The following is a 15,860-nucleotide window of genomic DNA, read 5'->3' as shown; positions in this document are numbered from 1 at the left end:
GTGCCGCCCCTAGGAGGGCAAAGGCGTCGATTTGCCGGTCTTCGGGACTAGTGATGGCGGCCAAGGCAGCCCCGGCGGTCAGCAGGACCCAGAGTCCCTGCAGGGTCCAGGTCATAAGGAACCAGGCGAACCGGTACTTCATGGCATCGAATCGGGAGTCGGAACCAGCGGCCCTGACACGAGCCGCGAGGAACGCCCCGAGCCGCAACGCCCAGGCCGTGACCATGGTGGCAACAAGCAAGGAATAGGGGGTTACGGAACCACGGGAGAGCAGTGTGAGGGCAACAACGGCGAGATACGTGAGGGACCCCGTCAGGTCGAAGAAGTGCTCAGTGTGGGCAAACCATGAAGGAACAAACACGACCCACTGCACCAAGAAGACCAGGAGGGCGCCCCACGCGAAGATCGGGAAGCCGCCCCACCGAAGGCCTCCGGAGCTCCCAGCGAGGGCCACGAGAACCCCGATCAGGATCGCAGTGCCGATAGCTAGAACGGAGGTAGAGGTCTTCACAACACCAACTGGTGGTCTCTCACCGGGCTACTCACAGCAGATCGCACGACACACTCATCACAACCTTCACTACAGAGATCCGTCTGGTGATGCGAACCCGAATATCTGAGCAGGGTTATCAATGATCAGCGTGTTGACCTCTGCTTCGGATAGTCCTCGCTGACGTAAACGAGGTACGACGTTGGTGAGCAGATGGTCGTATCCGAGACCGCCGTATGCGTGGAGCCGGTGCTTGGTGGCAATGTCGTGTGATAGGAGCACCTTGTCCTCCAAGCCCTGTTCAAAGTGCCAGAGCACGACATCCATTCGCTCGGCGTCAGAGGGCATGTCGACCTTTGGGTTAGGCGGGTACCACGAGCTCTCGTTACCGAATAGGTCGTACTCCAGATAGCAGCCGGTAGCCGCCATGTCACTGAGCCAGGACCGATCGGTGCAGGTACGGTCAATGTGACAGATGATCGTGCGGTTGAGGTCGCCACCTTCCTGATCCACGATCTCCACGATCTCCACGGGCGATATCGGATCACGGCCGGGATGAACCATGAGGGGTGCTCCGGTCTCGACTTGAGCAGCCACTGCGGCCCGGAGGCTCTTCTTCTCGTTGGGCAGCCAGGGATAAGTGCAGCCGATCTCACCAATCAGTCCAGCCTTCACATCGGTGTTCCCAATCCCGACCTGGATGTCGGCCATGATCTCTTCGGCAATGGAATCCATCGCCCGGTCGCTCATGTCGTCAGGGTGTGTGCCGCCCAGGTAGTAGCCGGAACCCATGATGATGTGGCTACCTGTTGCTTTCGCGATGCGGGCAAGGGGTCCCGGATCGCGGCCAAGGCCTTTGTTGGTGGGATCCACGACAGTGCGTCCGCCAGCAGCGACGAACCGCTGTAACTCTGCGATTGCCACATCCTCGGAATCGAGATGCACATTGTGATGACTTGACGTCCAGTGATACGCGACCCAACCCCGGTTATCGAGCGTGATCTGCTCGTCGGCGAAGTGCTGATCGACACTGGCTGGTGGATCGACATACATGAACGAGCCGTCCATGAGGACATGATCGTGAGCCAGCGTGATGCCGAGATCTGCGGCATCTACCGGCCCCAGAACAGTCTGAGCCCACCCGTCCTTCATGACTTTCAGGACAGGACAGCGCGAGCGCTGATCTCCACCAGGAGCCCCTCAAAGGCGAGATCTACTCCGCCCACAACCGTGGCACTGGGACCAGGCGCTTTGAAGAACTCTGCCCGGGCTTGGCCTGCGGCTGGCCGGTATCCGATGTCGGTGAGGAAGATGTCGAGCGACACCACGTCATCGAGCGTCCCGCCAGCCTTAGCGACGTAGCTTTCGATATGTCGAAGGCACTGGCGGCACTGCTCTAGCGGGTCGTCGGGCCCAACCAGTTCTCCGTTGTCAAAGGCGATCTGGCCGGAGATAAACAACAGGTTGCCCTTACGGATGCACTGTGACCCCGCCCGTGCATCGACTGGTTCAGCGACGTTAGGTATAGAGATGTTCTCGCGGGTGGTCACTTCAGCACCCTGTCAGCGGCTGTTCGCCGGGCCGAGAACATGGTCGAGCACGTAGTTAGAGAACTCGTGAACGGTTTGTTCTTCCGTCGGCGAGTACCGCGACAACTTGGCGAGTTGTCCGCCGATGCCTCGGTGAACGATCTCACACACACCCTTGTCTTCGGCGAGAAACACATCCATCGACGGGTAGTACTTCTCCTCAACTTCGGTCTCGAACTCGGGTAGGTCGATAGTGGACTGTGGGAAGCAACACCACGAGACGATCCGTGTCCATTCGGGCCCCTCTGGAAAGTACTGGTGAAACGTGATCCGGTCGGGAGGAACGTTCAGGAGAAGGTGCGGGTAATGGATTATGAAGTGGGTGCTCTCGTTGTCTTGGGTTGAGAGGCCGTCAACAAAGGGCAGGGTGTGGTTGCGGGGAACGTAGAGACCGTTTTCGTTGTCGCTACTGTTGATCGCGTACACCATCGGTTCGCCCTCAGCTTGAAAGACGGTTCGAACGGCACCGGGGTAGAAGGTGTCAAGAGATCCGCGGTGCACGGTCGGCACGTGGTAGCCCTCCCGGGAGTTCTCCACCCAGATCTTCCAGTTCGCGTTGAACCGGTTCTCCCACTTTTTGGTGACTTTCATCTCTTCGAATCGATAACTGGCCAGACGGTCAACGAGTCCACCGAGCGACTCCATGAGTGAGACGGCATCAGGGTCAAAATTGATAAATACGAAGCCACCCCAGGTTTCGGCACGCACGCTGGGAAGATTGTGATCAGATTTCTCAAATCCCCGCGCATCTTTCATTGACGGCGCCGCAAGCAACTTCCCTTCAAGCGAGTAGGTCCACGCGTGGTAGGGACACACAATTTTGCGGCAGTTCCCATGGCCAGTCATCAACTCCGAACCGCGATGGCGACAGGATGCCGATAGAGCCCGAACCTGGCCTTCGTCATCGCGGACGATCAACAACGGTTCACCCACGATGTCCAACCGGACGTAATCACCCGGATTTGGAATCTCTTCTTCACGAGTAGCGACAAGCCAACGCTTCCGGAAGATTGTCTCAATCTCGCGGTCGTACCACTCCTGAGAAAAGTAGACGTCAGGTGGCAGAGGCGCGGCGTCCTCAATCGGTGCACGGGTCGCGTCGTAGCGGGCGGACGAGAAGATCGAGTTGTCTGCGTCCGACAAGTTGGACCCCCTAATCGCGTGGGGACGGTAGCACTGGGCCTTGAGGCATCCCAAGTGAGGTGTCTGAACTTCAACTGGACTCACCAGCCAGCCGGATAGCCACTTTGACCTGTGCGTTTCACTACTGGAGGATGGAATCCTGTCCTGAGAGACGCAACACCCCCAGAACTTGGAGGACTTCTCAAATGAATCGAACATCTCCGCTCGCCGGACAAGTCGCAGTGGTTACAGGTGCTAGTCGGGGGATCGGCAAGGGAATCGCAATCGGACTCGGTGAGGCGGGCGCGACGGTGTATGTGACGGGCCGTACTAGAGGAAGCGGTGACCGCACGATTGACACGACTGCAGAACTCGTATCGCTAGCTGGCGGCCAAGGCCATGCCGTTGAAGTTGATCACGCTGTTGATAGCGAGATTGACGGACTATTTGAACTCGTGGAATCGGAACACGGCGGCTTGGACATCCTCGTGAACAACGTTTTCAAGATTCCCGACCCTCCCGCCTGGGAAGGAGGTTTCTGGGAACACCCGCTGGAAATCTGGGACGGCCAAGTCGGAATCGGACTTCGCTCGCACTATGTGGCTTCTAGAAGTGCCGCCCCTTTGTTGTTGCAACACGAGGGTTCGATGATCTTCAACATCACTAGCCCTGCAGGGTTCACTTACCTATTCAATGCTGCCTACAGCATTGGGAAGGCTGCACTAGATCGCATGACCCACGATCTCGGTTTAGAACTCCTATCGAAAGGTGTCTCTGTGATCGGCCTCAGACCTGGACCTGTTCGTACTGAGTTCATCCAAGACCAAGCATCTGCAGGTGCCTCGGTCCTGACCGAGGGCGTCGAAACACCAATCTTTGTAGGGAGGGTGGTAGCCGCCGTTGCTGCAGACCAAGGCCGGCTCGAAATGACTGGTCGAGTCCACTGGACTACAGATCTGGGTTCCCACTACGGGCTGGTAGATGAAGACGGTGCGATACCCATTTCAGCACGTGAACGATTCAAGGACGCCCCACGGGCAGATCCCTACGCGTCTGAACCGATGACCAAACTCCGCTTGACGAAACACGGCGGAGTTGAAGTGGAGAACTAGCACAGCAATCTTCGCTCAACTCACAACACCTCCTCTCGGAGGCGGCTGAAACCTCCGTGGAGATCGAAACCTGTCCTAAGGCGACTGACTATGAAACGTTTGCACAATCGAAGGATTGCACGACTTGGTGCCGTGGTGCTGACCTTGCTTGCCGGTGTTTCAGTTGGTGCTCCAGTGGCTCAGGCCCACGACCCACTGTTACTCGAAGAGCAGCAGAGTGAGCCCGCTGAGGGGCCCTTCCTGCCTGACGGTCGGATCTCCTTCGCGCTCTACGGAACCTTGCTCGCACCAGGCGATCAGAGGGGCTTCCAATTTCAGATTCCACAGGGCGAGAACATCATCCTGTCCCTCCTCATTCCGGACCTCGCTCCAGAAAACGCCCTGTCTCAGGTGGCCCTTCCCGCGGTCAAACTGGTGCGTCCCGATCAAACGGTGCTCGAGCTCGAAGCTGACCTCCGCGTGAAGTTTGCGGAACCCTTCAGCAGGACTAACTACGTCCGGCTGCTCGAACACACTGAAATAGGAAGTGACGGGACCTACCAGGTACTCATATCGGGAACACAACCCGCACGATTCACGGTATCGATTGGCTATGTGGAGAAGTTCGGGACTCCGGTTGCGAACGTTCCCAACCGTAACGAAGGAGTCGGGGGCGTGAGTCGCTGGTACGAGACTCCCCCACCGCCAGAAAATATCGCGGTGCTCAATAGTCTTGATTCTCGCCCCGAATCTAAAGACGAGCCCCAGCGTGTGAACCCGATGTTGATCTTCGGGAGTGTGCTTCTGCTGACTGCTATTCCGGTGGTCGCCCTGCTAGGGAGGCGAAACACTCCCGGCTACGGCCCCGAATGAGAGGCGGCTCTGATGGTCGAGACCCTGCCCGACGCGACGGTCCACCGGATGCGGCACTACCGCAAGGACCGGCTACTCCAGATGATGCAGGAGCTCGATATCCCGACCCTGCTCATCTATGACCCGGTCAGCATCCGCTACGCCACCGACTCCCGGAACGTGCAGGTGTACGCCCTCAACCACGAGTGCCGCTACCTGTTCATGGCCGCCGACGGGACCACCGAACTGTTCGACTGGGTTGCCGGCCACGACGCCTACCACGGCCACCTCGACACAATCGATGCTGTGCACGTCGCCCGCCCGGTCGGCTTCATGAGCGACGGTGCCGACAACTTCGACACCTCGCTGCGCGAGTGGGCCGACCAGATCGATTCACTCATCCGCCGCACGTCGCCCGACGACCTGCGGGTCGGCATCGACCGCCTCAGCCACTTCCAGGCCGTAGAACTCGAGCGTCGCGGCATCCGCGTCGTCGACGGCCACCCCGCGATCTACCGGGCCCGCGCCGTCAAGGGCCCCGAAGAGCTCGAAGCGCAACGCCTGTCGGCGAAGGCCTGCCACGACGGGTTCGAGCGCATGTTCGCGGCGACGAAGCCCGGCGTCACCGAGTCCGACATCTGGGCTCATCTCCACGCCGCCAACATCGAGTGGGAAGGCGAGTGGATCAACGCCCGCTATCTCCTGTCTGGCGAGAAGACAAACCCGTGGGCCCAGGAGACCGGCCTTCGGGTCATCCAACAGGGCGACATCATCGGCTGTGACTCCGACCTGATCGGCCCGTACGGTTACGCCCACGACATCTCCCGCACGTGGATGGTCGACGGTACGCCCGACGACCGGCAGCGCCGCCTCTACGCCGCCTGCTTCGAGCACGTCCACCGCAACATGGAGCTGCTGAAGCCCGGCCTGTCGTTCCTCGAGCTCATGGAAAAGGGCTTCTGCTACTCGGCGGAACTCGCCGAGCAGAACTTCACCACGATCTTCCACGGCCTCGGCCTCGAGAACGAGTGGCCGATCATCATGTCGCCCGACAAGCTCCACATCCCCGGCGCATACGGCGGCGGCTACGACGGCGAGCTCGAGGTCGGCATGACCCTGTGCATCGAGAGCTACGCCGGCGAGACCGGCGGCCCTGACGGCGTCAAGCTCGAAGAGATGGTGCTGATCACCGAGGCCGGCGCCGTCCCGCTCGGCCTCACCCCCTACCAAGAGGACTGGCTATAGCCGAGAGAACCTCGATCGGTCCGGGTCCGGCATCAACGCTCCCCCACGACTTCCAGCGCGGCGAAATGTCCTGGTTTCTCAATGTTCCTGGTGGGCGCGGAGGGACTTGAACCCCCGACCCCCTCCTTGTAAGGGAGGTGCTCTAGCCATCTGAGCTACGCGCCCGGAAGCGGGCACCCTACCGGCGGCGTTTCGTCCAATCGGCCCTAGAAGGTGCGACGGGCCTCTATCAGGGCCTCAGCCAGCGCCGGGCCGGCGCCAGCCACCGGGGTCCGGCGAACCTCCGGATCAAGGACGCACAATTCCCGGCCAAAGGCGTCCACTACTTCGACGCCGGCCTCTGAACAGACCAGCAGGGCTCCCAGGTAGTCCCACACTCCGTGAGCGTCGACCGAGCAGTCCACGTAGCCGTCCAGGCGGCCGTCGGCTACCGCACACAGGTCGAGGGCCGCTGCTCCGAGGGACCGATACTGGCCCCACCCCAGATGGCGGGGTGGTAGCCCGGAAAGGCCCACCATCGCCTCGTCCAGCGGCGGGGCGCTTGTCCGGGCGATCGGCTCGCCATCCCGGCGGGCGCCCCACCCCCGCACTGCGTCGTAGCGGACCCCGCTTACCAGGTCGGCCACCACGGCCACCAACGGCTCGTCGGAGCTCACCGCGCAGAGGCTGGTAGCGAACCAGGGCAGGCCCCGGGAGGCATTGGTGGAACCGTCCAACGGATCCACGACGACCACCGGCGCCCCGTCCACAGTTGGAGCGGTCAGACCAGACTCTTCGCTCAGCACCCCGTAGCCCAGCGGGTCGAGGATCCCGTGCACGACCCGGTCCGCCACCACGTCGCTCACGTACTGGCCGGTCGGCCCCTCCGAGGGGCCCCAGTCCTCAAGGCCTTCGAAAGCGGCCGCCACCGCATCCACGGCGTCGTGGAGGTCGCTCAGAACGGAGGCGGGGTCTCCTAGCCGTTCGACGTCATCGGTCACTGGACAAGTGTGCCAAACCACTGGGCCGCGGTTGATAGTTGGCTCTACCCTGTTGTTCAACACATAACCCCGTGGACCCGGAGGACCGTTAGTGGCCGTCGTCGACATCGCCGGTTTTATCGCCGATCTCAAAGACCATGCTGCCGAGCACGGTTTCCACGTGCACGACGAGAGGCACTTCGTCGAGACCTACTCGATGCGTCAGGCCTTCGAGGTCGACCTACACCCGGAGGCGGCCTGCGGCGGCCCCCTCGACCTCCACCTCTCTCTGGACCTTGAGCCCCGCACCCTCATGGCCTTCGAGGACGAGGTCATGTCACTGCCCGAGGACGTCGACCCCAGCGACGATCTGGTGGTGCAGTTGATGTTCACCTGGGCCCTCCCCCCGCTGGAGCACGGCCCCGATCTTCTGGTGCTGGCCACCGAGCTGGCCGGCCTCGGCGGCCCCGACCTGCCCACCCAGGTGTCGGCCGTCGACTCTTTTGAGATGGTCACTGATGCCCCGCAACGGTCCATCGGGGTGACAGCCCGTCTGGAAACACCGTTGGCCTCCCTGTTCCGGGGCGACGACACCAACTGGATGTGTGATGCCCTGGACCGGTCTCGGGCCATCAGCGAGTACCTGCTCGACCAGGCGCCGGCCTGGCTGGGCGAGGAGGCCTGACAGGCCCGTCACCCTGGCTAGCCCGACCACGGCGGGCCGAATGGCCTGTGGTGGAATCCGGTCATGGGCTTCCCCGTAGACGAAACCGACCGGCTACTGACCACGACGAGGTCGGTCCGTCGTCGACTCGACCTGGAACGTGATGTGCCCGAGGACGTCCTGCTGGACTGCATCGACATCGCTGAGCAGGCTCCGACGGGTGGAAACCAGACCAGTCGCCGGTGGCTGGTCATCCGGGACCCGGCCACCAAGGCCGCTCTGGCTGACCTTTACCGGGAATCGGGCGGCAACTGGATCATGGAGAATGCCGAAAAGTTTGCCGGCAGCGGCCACCGAAACGAGCGGACCCTCCAGTCCGGCGCCCACCTTGCCCGACACATGCAGGATGTCCCGGTTCTCGTGCTGGTCACCATCTACGGCGAGCACGACGGAGGCGGACGGCCCGGCCTTTTTGACTCGGTGGTCCAGGCCGCTTGGAGTTTCTGCCTAGCCCTGCGGTCCCGCGGCCTGGGAAGCGCCTGGACGACTCTCCACCTGGCAGCCGCCGACCGGGTAGCTGATTTGCTGGACATCCCGGCAGGAGTGAGCCAGATCGTGCTGTTCCCTGTGGGGTGGACGACCGGCGGTGAGTTCCAACCGGCGCCTCGCAAATCAGCCCGGGAGATCACCTGGTTCGACCGCTGGGGCCGCACAACGCAGGGCCCCGCCGATGGTCCACCGATGCTCGCTGATGGCCCCGGGGTCACTGTGGAGGTCGACGTGAAGGCCCCGCCCGAGGAGATCTGGCCCTACGTCGTCGACATCAACTTGCCGGCCCAGTTCAGCAATGAGTTCCAGGGTGCCGAGTGGATCTCCAGCGAGCCCGGCGTGGGAGCCACGTTCCTCGGGAGGAACCGGCGCGACGATCGCGGCGAATGGGAGGTGACCTGCCACGTGGTCGGCTACGAGCCCGACCGGCTGTTCGCCTGGAACTCGGTGGACGCCGATAACCCTGCCGCCCAGTGGAGCCTCGAGTTGATCCCGCTGGCCGGGGCCGCTCGGTTACGGTTCGCCATGGTTTTGGGACCAGGGCCGTCGGGCCTGACGGCGGTCATCGAACAGATGCCCGACATGGAGGCGAAGATCATCGCTAGTCGCCAGAAGGAACAGGCGGTCAATATGCGACGGTGCATCGAAGGAATTCGCGACCTGGTGGAAGGCTCCCGATGAGCGTTCAACCGACCGGCGATGATCGGACACTGGGCCTCTCGGTCCACGAACTGCTCTCCACCACCCGTGCCGTCCGTAAGCGGCTCGACTTCGACCGTGCGGTGGATGACGACCTGCTCCGGGAGTGCCTGGAGTACACGGTGCAGGCACCGACCGGGTCCAACCGGCAGGGATGGCGGTTCGTGGTCGTCACCGACGCCGACAAGCGGGCCGGTCTGGCCGACCTGTACCGCCGCGGCTGGGACCTGTACACCACGATGGCGGTTAGCGCCGGAGCACTGGCCGACGGCGCTCCCACTGATCGGGCCGCTCAGCAGATGCGGGTCATGGAGTCGGCCACCTACCTGGCCGAGAACATGCACCGGGTGCCGGCCATGGTGATCCCGTGCATCGAGGGCCGGATCGACCGGTCGGGTATGGGAGCGGCATCGGTCCTGGGATCCATCATCCCTAGCGCCTGGAGTTTCATGCTGGCCGCCCGGGAACGAGGACTGGGCACCTGCTGGACGACCATCCACCTCATGTTCGAAGAGGAGGCTTCCGCCCTGTTGGGCATCCCCCACGACTCGGTAAGCCAGGTGGCGCTCATTACCGTGGGCCACACCCTGGGTACCGACTTCCGGCCCGCTCAACGTGACGGCGGAGCCGCCGCGGTGACCTCCTGGAACGGCTGGGACTGAATCCGCTCAGATTGCCTCGGCTGCGGCGGCCAGGTTCTCCAGTGTCCGCTCCATGGTGGCCCGGTTGTGAGCGGCCCGGTCGGCCACCCCGGTGAACAGCCACCCGATCCGGGCGAGGGCCGGTGAGCGGTCATCGACCCATGACTCAGTGACCCGGCAACCGTCCGACGTGGGCACGATGTCGTAGGACCAGTCGCAGCCTCCCAGCGAACCGATCTTCAGACGGAACGCGAACCTGCGAGGCCGATCGCACTCGATGACGGTCACGTTGGTCTGCCACCGACGCCACCGGATGCGGTTTCGACCCCGGAAGACAGCCCCTACGGTCGGCCCGGTCGCGTCGTCGATCCAACGCCCACCTTGGTTCTCGGGCGACCAGCGCCCCATGCCGACCAGGTCGCTAACCAGGTCCCAGACGACCTCCGGGCCCGCTGCGACATCACGAACGACGCTCACCTCGTGACCCGGGACCTCCTCCCGACCGCTGTCTGTGCCCTCTTCGATGACCACGTCCCGATGGTGGTCCACAACCCTGGGGTAAGCCCAGCCGGAGCAGTCCGGATGGCTACTTAGTCAGCGACCGGGATGACCTCGGTAGAGCCGGCGGCCGACACCACCACGACCATGTTTCCGGATCCGGTGCGTACCTCCTCGACGACGGGCTCCGGGTCAAGGTCGACCTCGCCGGAGACGTCGAGCCGTCGGTGCTCGACGAGCCTCAGGCCGGACAACTTCTGGAGGGCCGCCACCAAGGCGGGGACGGGGGGTCCGACCACGGTCACCGTGCGTGGTGAAGGGCGGCTGGACACCGGAACAGCCCGCAGGCCGGACCGCAGCACCCGGCCGTGGTAGACGGCGACGCCGGCCGTAGCGCCGACGAGGGCCAGTGGGATGCGGAAGCCCTCCAGGGTTTCGGCTTCGAGGCTCCCGTCCAGGAGCGCGAACACCACCATGTAGACCATGGCCAGGAAGCTCCCCAGCACCGCAAGGGCCGTGGTGCCGAACACGGCAAACAGGTAGATCCGTCGAACGGCTGATGTCTCCTCAGCCACCGTCCCGGCATGGGCTTTGATCCGCCGCCAGGCCCGGTTCCAGATCGGTCCCCCGACAAGGAGTGCTGTCAGGGCGAAGGCCACCAGCTCGTCCACGTCGATGTCCCAGTCTTCGCCAGCCGGCAACACCTCGTTCAACACGATGCCCAGCAGGACGGCCATTCCGATGGTTGAAGCCACCAGTCCCACGCCCGACTCGAGGTGGTCGTAGAGACGGGCCACCTCGTCTCGACCGTCGGCCTGCCGGTGCACGGCGTGGGGGACCTCGCGTCGGTGGTAGGCCCACAGGGCCATGCCGACCACGAGGAGTGCGGCGAAGACCGACAGGATGTGGAAATGGTCAACCGCCGAGCCGTCACGCGACGACCCGACGAGCAGCCACGAGAGCAGCGTGTGGAGGATGCCTGAGGCGGCAACCACGGTGGTGGCCAGGCCGCCCAGCACCCCTACAACGAGTACGTAGCCATCGCGCTCTGGGCTGCGCTCGAAGGTCCGGGCGTGCCGCCACCAGTACCACCACCAGGCCACTCCGAAGGCCAGTAGGGGCGCCAGGGATCCCCGTAAGCCGTCCCAGCTGTTCGCCCACGAGGTGTCCCCGACGTAGTGGAAGGGCAGCGGGTCGGGCATCGCTCCCTCGTAAGCCCATTGGAGGAGGTGTTCGACGATCACCACTGTGCTGACCGCCATACCGAGGAGGGCGGCGCTCGAGGCCACTAGGTAGTGGAGGAGGCGGCGGGTGCCGGGTAGGCGCCAGTGAATGACCGAGACGATGAGCCAGACCGGTACAGCGGCCACGGACCAGGAGCTGAACGACCATCCGTCGAGCAGCCACCCGAGGACGTTGATGGCCGACGCCACGACGATGCCGGTCGACAGGAGGTCCATGGCCGACAGGTAGAACGACCACCCGCCGGATCCCGCCTCGGTTTCTGATGTCTGGAACCGTCGGCGAAGCCAGACAACCATGCCGACTAGGGCCAAGCCGGCCACAATCACCAGGCTCAGCCAGAGGGCCAGTCCTTCCGGTTCGGTCCGGCGACCGTCCTCCACCACCTCTACCAGGCGGCTCAGGGCACCGGTGGCGCCGATGGCGGTGGCCACGACCAGGCCGTACAGGAAGCCGAACTCGAAGAGTCGGCGAGCCATCAGACCGATGTCGACCCGGCGCCCATCAGCCCGTCTGCGGTATACGACGATGCCGAAAACCAACCCGATGAGCAGAATGAACTCCACGAGACCTCCTCGTGAAGCCTCGCACGGCAGGTCAGCGGGCCGGTGTCACTTCTCCGGGATCGTGCCCTCCAGCCAGTCGTCGAGATCGGCTTCTTCCCAACCCTCCGGGCCGTAGATGGTCCCGGGGAGCGGGGTCATTAGCCGGGTGTCGCCGGCAGTCACGTAGCTGTCGACCAGGACCCGGCAATCGAGAAGGCGGTCGTCGGGATCCCCGTCGTCGAGACCACGGGCAGAGTCCAGGCTGCGGCGCATCCGGACCCAGTCGTCGACGGTCGTGGCCCACACCATGACCACTTCCGTGGAGTTAGTGGTCACCTCCCAAAGCCCTGTGGCCACTACCCCGTGGTCGGCGAACACGGGAACCCGACGTTCGACCACCCCGGCCAGGAACTCCACCTGCGTCCCCGGTCGGACCGTGAACACCTCGTTGACGAACAACGACCCCCTTATGCCCCGCTCGGCTATCTCTGACGTGGTTGGGGACCCGGGAACCCCAGCGCACACCCGGTCGTACCCTCCGGTCCTCCACTGGGAAGCCTCGTCCCACCAGTCGCCGTAGAAGGCGCTGCGACGCTTCAGGTTGAGCCGGTCGAGGTTTCGCCGCCATCCCTCCCAGCCATCCTCACCGCAGTCCCAGATGTTCACCACCTGGGGCCAACGTCCACCGCCGAAGCCGAGGACGAAGAAGGAGCCCTGCAGTGTGGTCATGTCCGGCATCCGGTTGGTCGGCTCGCCCCGGACGTGATCCATGTAGGCGTATTGGCCCTGACCGACAATGTCGATGGTCTCGTGGACGAATACCGATCGGGGCACGCCGCCATCCTCCACCGACCAGAGGCGTGCACGCCAACCACAGGGCAGTCACACCTATAACGGCCGGTTCTCCACCAGGACGGTGGACAACCTGGCTCAAATCGGTCGGCATTCCCTAACCGACCCCTGCACTCGTGGTCGGACCTCGTGGGCCGGGCGGGGATCGAACCCACGACCGAGCGATTATGAGTCGCCTGCTCTAACCACTGAGCTACCGGCCCACCTGCATTCTGGCAGGCCACACGGCCACCGCCTCCGATCCGATACGTTGCGCCCCGACCCCGACGGACACCGCAAGGAGCGACCGTGACCGGCCACGCGGTCGTCGAGGTGGACGGCCAACCACTTTCCCTTTCCAGAGATCATGATCCCTCGGTACGACTGAGCGTCGTCGTCCCCACCTACGACGAGGCGTCCAACATCGAGGCACTCCTGCGAGGACTCCACCGGACTCTCTCGTCCACCGGGGTCGGCTTCGAGGTGCTCGTGGTCGACGACGACAGTCCGGACCGCACCTGGGAGGTGGCCGGTGCCCTGGTCGACGACCTGCCGGGACTACGGGTGCTGAGACGACGCGGTGCTTCTGGCCTGGCTACCGCGGTGACCTGCGGATGGGCACACGCCCGGGGCGAACTCCTCGGCGTGATCGACGGTGACGGCCAGCATCCGCCGGAGGTAATGGCCGACCTGCTCACCGCCATGGACGACCGTACCGACGTGGCCGTGGCCAGCCGGCACGTCGCTGGAGGAGGGGTTTCTAACTGGTCGACAGCCCGGCGCTTGCTCTCCCGCGGTGCCCAGGCCCTGGGCCTGCTGCTCCTCCCGGGAACAGTCGGCCGGGTGACCGACCCCATGAGCGGGTACTTCGTGGTCCGCCGTGAGGTGGTTGCCGACACCGACCTCAATCCGGTGGGTTACAAGATCCTTTTGGAGGTTCTGGCCCGGGGCGACGTGCGCGGGGTGGTTGAGAGGCCTTACGTGTTCTTGGAACGCCAGCGAGGCCAGTCCAAGGTGGCGATCGGCCACTACGTCGGTTACCTCCGCCACCTAATGCGTCTTCGCCTGTACCCCCTGCGGAGCCGGGCGCTAGTTCGCTACTTAGCCGTCACGGGCCTGGCTCTGATCGCCGATGCCCTGGCTTTCCTCTGGATCTTCGACGTGCAGGGCTGGAACCTCACCCGGTCGGCGGCCATCGCTGGAGAGGTAGGGATTCTCCTAACCGTCCTTCTCCACGACCTGTGGACCTTCGCCGGTCGGGCGGCCCGCAGCGCCCTGGACCGGCTCCGGCGCCTCGTCGGTGTGCAGTTGGCGCTCGGGGTGCTGCTCTTCGTGCGGCTTGCCGTCATCAATGCCCTGGTCAACTGGTTTGGGCTCGGCCCCTTGGCCGCTTTCCTGGTTGCCCTAGCCGCTGTCACCCCGACCAGCCACCTGTTGGGTTCCCGCCTTACCTGGCGGGGTGTCCGCTCCTGACGCCGCACCCGACGGGGTCCCTTCAACGAACGGTCACTGGATTCGTTTGGCGACCGCTACCTCCACGACGTCATACAACAGGTCGGCAAGTGCGTTTCCGGTCAGCGAGTCAGCTTCGACCACCAGGTAGGCGCCATAGCCGTCCTCAAGGTCTAGCCAGGGCACGGTGCCGTAGAGGCCACCGTCGCTTATTCGCCCTGTCTCACGATCCACCCACCAGCCCATGCCGTACCCGGTTCCGGAACCCCAGGCGACACCCCCGAAGGCCTCCAAGATCCGATCAGAGTGCATACGGTCGATTGAGTCGGCGGAGAGGACCCGTAAATCTCCACACATGCCGCCGCGTAGGTGCATCAGGAGCAGTGCGCCGTAGTCCCCCGTCGTCACGTAGGCGCCGGCCTCCATGTTCGGGTTGTCGGTCGGCGAGAGGGTTGACGGGTCGCTGTTGAACGCTGCCGGGTAGCGGTACGACTCGCTCTCCAACTGGGCGAAGGGGTTGTTGAAGGCCAGTGCCTCAAGGCCGCACGGCCGCACGTATGTCTCGTCGATCAGGACCGCCCACGACTTCCCGGAGGCCACCTCAGCGACGGCACCTGCGACCTGCCACTGGGCGCCGCCATACCGGAACTCCGTGTCCGGCGGAACGACGTCTGCATCGTCGTAAGTGGTGGTGAACACCTGCTCGGCGCATTCCTGGAGCGTGCCGCTGGGAAGCCACTGGCACATGTACGGGGCGAAAGTCAGATCCGGGAGCAGGCCGACAAGGCCAGAACTGTTGGAGATCAACTGGGCCGGTGTGATATCGGGGTTCCCGGTCCCCCACTCGGCGACGTCGGCCACCGGTGCATCGATATCTAGGAGGCCGTCGTCGTGGAGCCGCATGAGGACGCCTGCTACGACCATCTTCGACGACGAGGCGATCAGCGAGATCCGATCTGGACCGAAGTCTCCCCAGTGGTCGTGGTAGACAACGCCGTCCTCACGCTGCACCACAATCAGGCCGGCGCCGTTGAGCTGCTTCTTGTCGATGAAGTCCTGAACGATTGGCGAGATGGCGGCAAAGTCGTAAATGGCGGGAACCGGCTCGGCCTCGACGGTGGTCGTCGGAGGCTCAGTCACCACTGTCGGCTCCTCTGGAACAGACGTGATGGTGGTCGTGGTCGTGGTCGTGGCCGGTACCTGGGTGGTGGTTGAGATCGTCGTGGAAGGCGCGGAAGTAGTCGATGTAGTACTTGCTGTCGCTGATGTAGCCGGAGCAACCGCCGTCGTGGTCTGCTCGACATTCTCCTCGAGGGCTGCGACCTGATCCTTCAGTTCGGTGAGTTGCTCGGAGTCGCCACTACACGACGCCGCAAGAAGGCTGAGCGCTA

The 15,860-nt window shown here is 63.7% G+C and carries 17 protein-coding genes and 2 tRNA genes; 8 read left to right on the top strand and 11 right to left on the bottom strand.

The window, feature by feature from the left end; translation table 11 throughout:
• From MK181_08435 to MK181_08420, 4 genes are all read right to left on the bottom strand, one after another.
• Positions 1-511 (bottom strand): DUF1295 domain-containing protein (locus MK181_08435; protein ID MCH2419825.1); only part of this gene is annotated, 511 nt, incomplete at its 3' end.
• Between the two features lie 69 nt (positions 512-580).
• The gene (locus MK181_08430) at positions 581-1,642 is read right to left on the bottom strand and encodes a hypothetical protein (protein MCH2419824.1); all 1,062 of its coding nucleotides are present in this window, start codon (positions 1,640-1,642) and stop codon (positions 581-583) included.
• 5 nt (positions 1,643-1,647) lie between these two features.
• Complete coding sequence (locus tag MK181_08425) at positions 1,648-2,040, bottom strand: RidA family protein (GenBank protein MCH2419823.1); 393 nt, start codon at positions 2,038-2,040, stop codon at positions 1,648-1,650.
• A 12-nt stretch (positions 2,041-2,052) separates the two neighbouring features.
• On the bottom strand, positions 2,053-3,222 hold the full coding sequence (locus MK181_08420) for an aromatic ring-hydroxylating dioxygenase subunit alpha (protein MCH2419822.1): 1,170 nt from the start codon (positions 3,220-3,222) through the stop codon (positions 2,053-2,055).
• 185 nt (positions 3,223-3,407) lie between these two features.
• Between MK181_08420 and MK181_08415 the strand changes: the two genes are divergently transcribed.
• The 3 genes from MK181_08415 (at position 3,408) to MK181_08405 (ending at position 6,389) form a co-directional block, all read left to right on the top strand.
• Positions 3,408-4,313: an SDR family NAD(P)-dependent oxidoreductase gene (locus MK181_08415; protein ID MCH2419821.1), complete on the top strand. Its 906-nt coding sequence runs from the start codon at positions 3,408-3,410 to the stop codon at positions 4,311-4,313.
• 90 nt (positions 4,314-4,403) lie between these two features.
• On the top strand, positions 4,404-5,165 hold the full coding sequence (locus MK181_08410) for a hypothetical protein (protein MCH2419820.1): 762 nt from the start codon (positions 4,404-4,406) through the stop codon (positions 5,163-5,165).
• A 12-nt stretch (positions 5,166-5,177) separates the two neighbouring features.
• On the top strand, positions 5,178-6,389 hold the full coding sequence (locus tag MK181_08405; GenBank protein MCH2419819.1) for a M24 family metallopeptidase: 1,212 nt from the start codon (positions 5,178-5,180) through the stop codon (positions 6,387-6,389).
• Between the two features lie 88 nt (positions 6,390-6,477).
• On the opposite strand, the gene MK181_08400 is transcribed toward MK181_08405, so the two are convergent.
• A tRNA-Val gene (locus MK181_08400) sits at positions 6,478-6,554 on the bottom strand.
• Positions 6,555-6,595: 41 nt separating this feature from the next.
• Positions 6,596-7,369 carry an inositol monophosphatase gene (locus tag MK181_08395; GenBank protein MCH2419818.1) on the bottom strand — a complete coding sequence of 258 codons (774 nt, stop codon included), beginning with the start codon at positions 7,367-7,369 and terminating at the stop codon, positions 6,596-6,598.
• Positions 7,370-7,460: 91 nt separating this feature from the next.
• Here MK181_08395 and MK181_08390 point away from each other — a divergent pair, with 91 nt between their 5' ends.
• From MK181_08390 to MK181_08380, 3 genes are all read left to right on the top strand, one after another.
• Entirely contained in the window at positions 7,461-8,033 is a 573-nt protein-coding gene (locus MK181_08390; GenBank protein MCH2419817.1) for a hypothetical protein, read from the top strand.
• Positions 8,034-8,096: 63 nt separating this feature from the next.
• Positions 8,097-9,242, top strand: coding sequence for a nitroreductase family protein (locus MK181_08385; protein ID MCH2419816.1), 1,146 nt, complete (start codon positions 8,097-8,099; stop codon positions 9,240-9,242).
• Positions 9,239-9,922 carry a nitroreductase family protein gene (locus tag MK181_08380; protein MCH2419815.1) on the top strand — a complete coding sequence of 228 codons (684 nt, stop codon included), beginning with the start codon at positions 9,239-9,241 and terminating at the stop codon, positions 9,920-9,922. The genes MK181_08385 and MK181_08380 overlap by 4 nt, the downstream gene beginning before the upstream one ends.
• 6 nt (positions 9,923-9,928) lie before the next feature.
• Here the strand turns inward: MK181_08380 and MK181_08375 are convergent, their stop codons facing one another.
• From MK181_08375 to MK181_08360, 4 genes are all read right to left on the bottom strand, one after another.
• Positions 9,929-10,450, bottom strand: coding sequence for an SRPBCC family protein (locus MK181_08375; GenBank protein MCH2419814.1), 522 nt, complete (start codon positions 10,448-10,450; stop codon positions 9,929-9,931).
• A 41-nt stretch (positions 10,451-10,491) separates the two neighbouring features.
• Entirely contained in the window at positions 10,492-12,207 is a 1,716-nt protein-coding gene (locus MK181_08370; protein MCH2419813.1) for a DUF5671 domain-containing protein, read from the bottom strand.
• Positions 12,208-12,252: 45 nt separating this feature from the next.
• The gene (locus tag MK181_08365) at positions 12,253-13,020 is read right to left on the bottom strand and encodes a hypothetical protein (protein MCH2419812.1); all 768 of its coding nucleotides are present in this window, start codon (positions 13,018-13,020) and stop codon (positions 12,253-12,255) included.
• A gap of 148 nt (positions 13,021-13,168) precedes the next feature.
• A tRNA-Ile gene (locus MK181_08360) sits at positions 13,169-13,241 on the bottom strand.
• Between the two features lie 85 nt (positions 13,242-13,326).
• Here MK181_08360 and MK181_08355 point away from each other — a divergent pair.
• A complete protein-coding gene (locus MK181_08355) occupies positions 13,327-14,490 on the top strand; it encodes a glycosyltransferase (protein ID MCH2419811.1) in 1,164 nt (387 codons plus the stop codon).
• Positions 14,491-14,523: 33 nt separating this feature from the next.
• Here MK181_08355 and MK181_08350 read toward each other — a convergent pair whose 3' ends face one another.
• Positions 14,524-15,609, bottom strand: a complete 1,086-nt coding sequence (locus tag MK181_08350) for a beta-lactamase family protein (GenBank protein MCH2419810.1) — start codon at positions 15,607-15,609, stop codon at positions 14,524-14,526.
• A 28-nt stretch (positions 15,610-15,637) separates the two neighbouring features.
• On the opposite strand from MK181_08350, the gene MK181_08345 reads away from it, so the two are divergent.
• Positions 15,638-15,796 (top strand): hypothetical protein, encoded by a 159-nt coding sequence (locus MK181_08345; protein ID MCH2419809.1) that lies wholly within the window; start codon positions 15,638-15,640, stop codon positions 15,794-15,796.
• The last annotated feature ends 64 nt before the right edge of the window (positions 15,797-15,860 follow it).

It is taken from the genome of Acidimicrobiales bacterium, assembly GCA_022452035.1.
Taxonomy (GTDB): Bacteria; Actinomycetota; Acidimicrobiia; order Acidimicrobiales; family MedAcidi-G1; genus UBA9410.
Note: the sequence above shows the minus strand (reverse complement) of the source record. Positions and strands in the feature narration are given on the sequence as shown.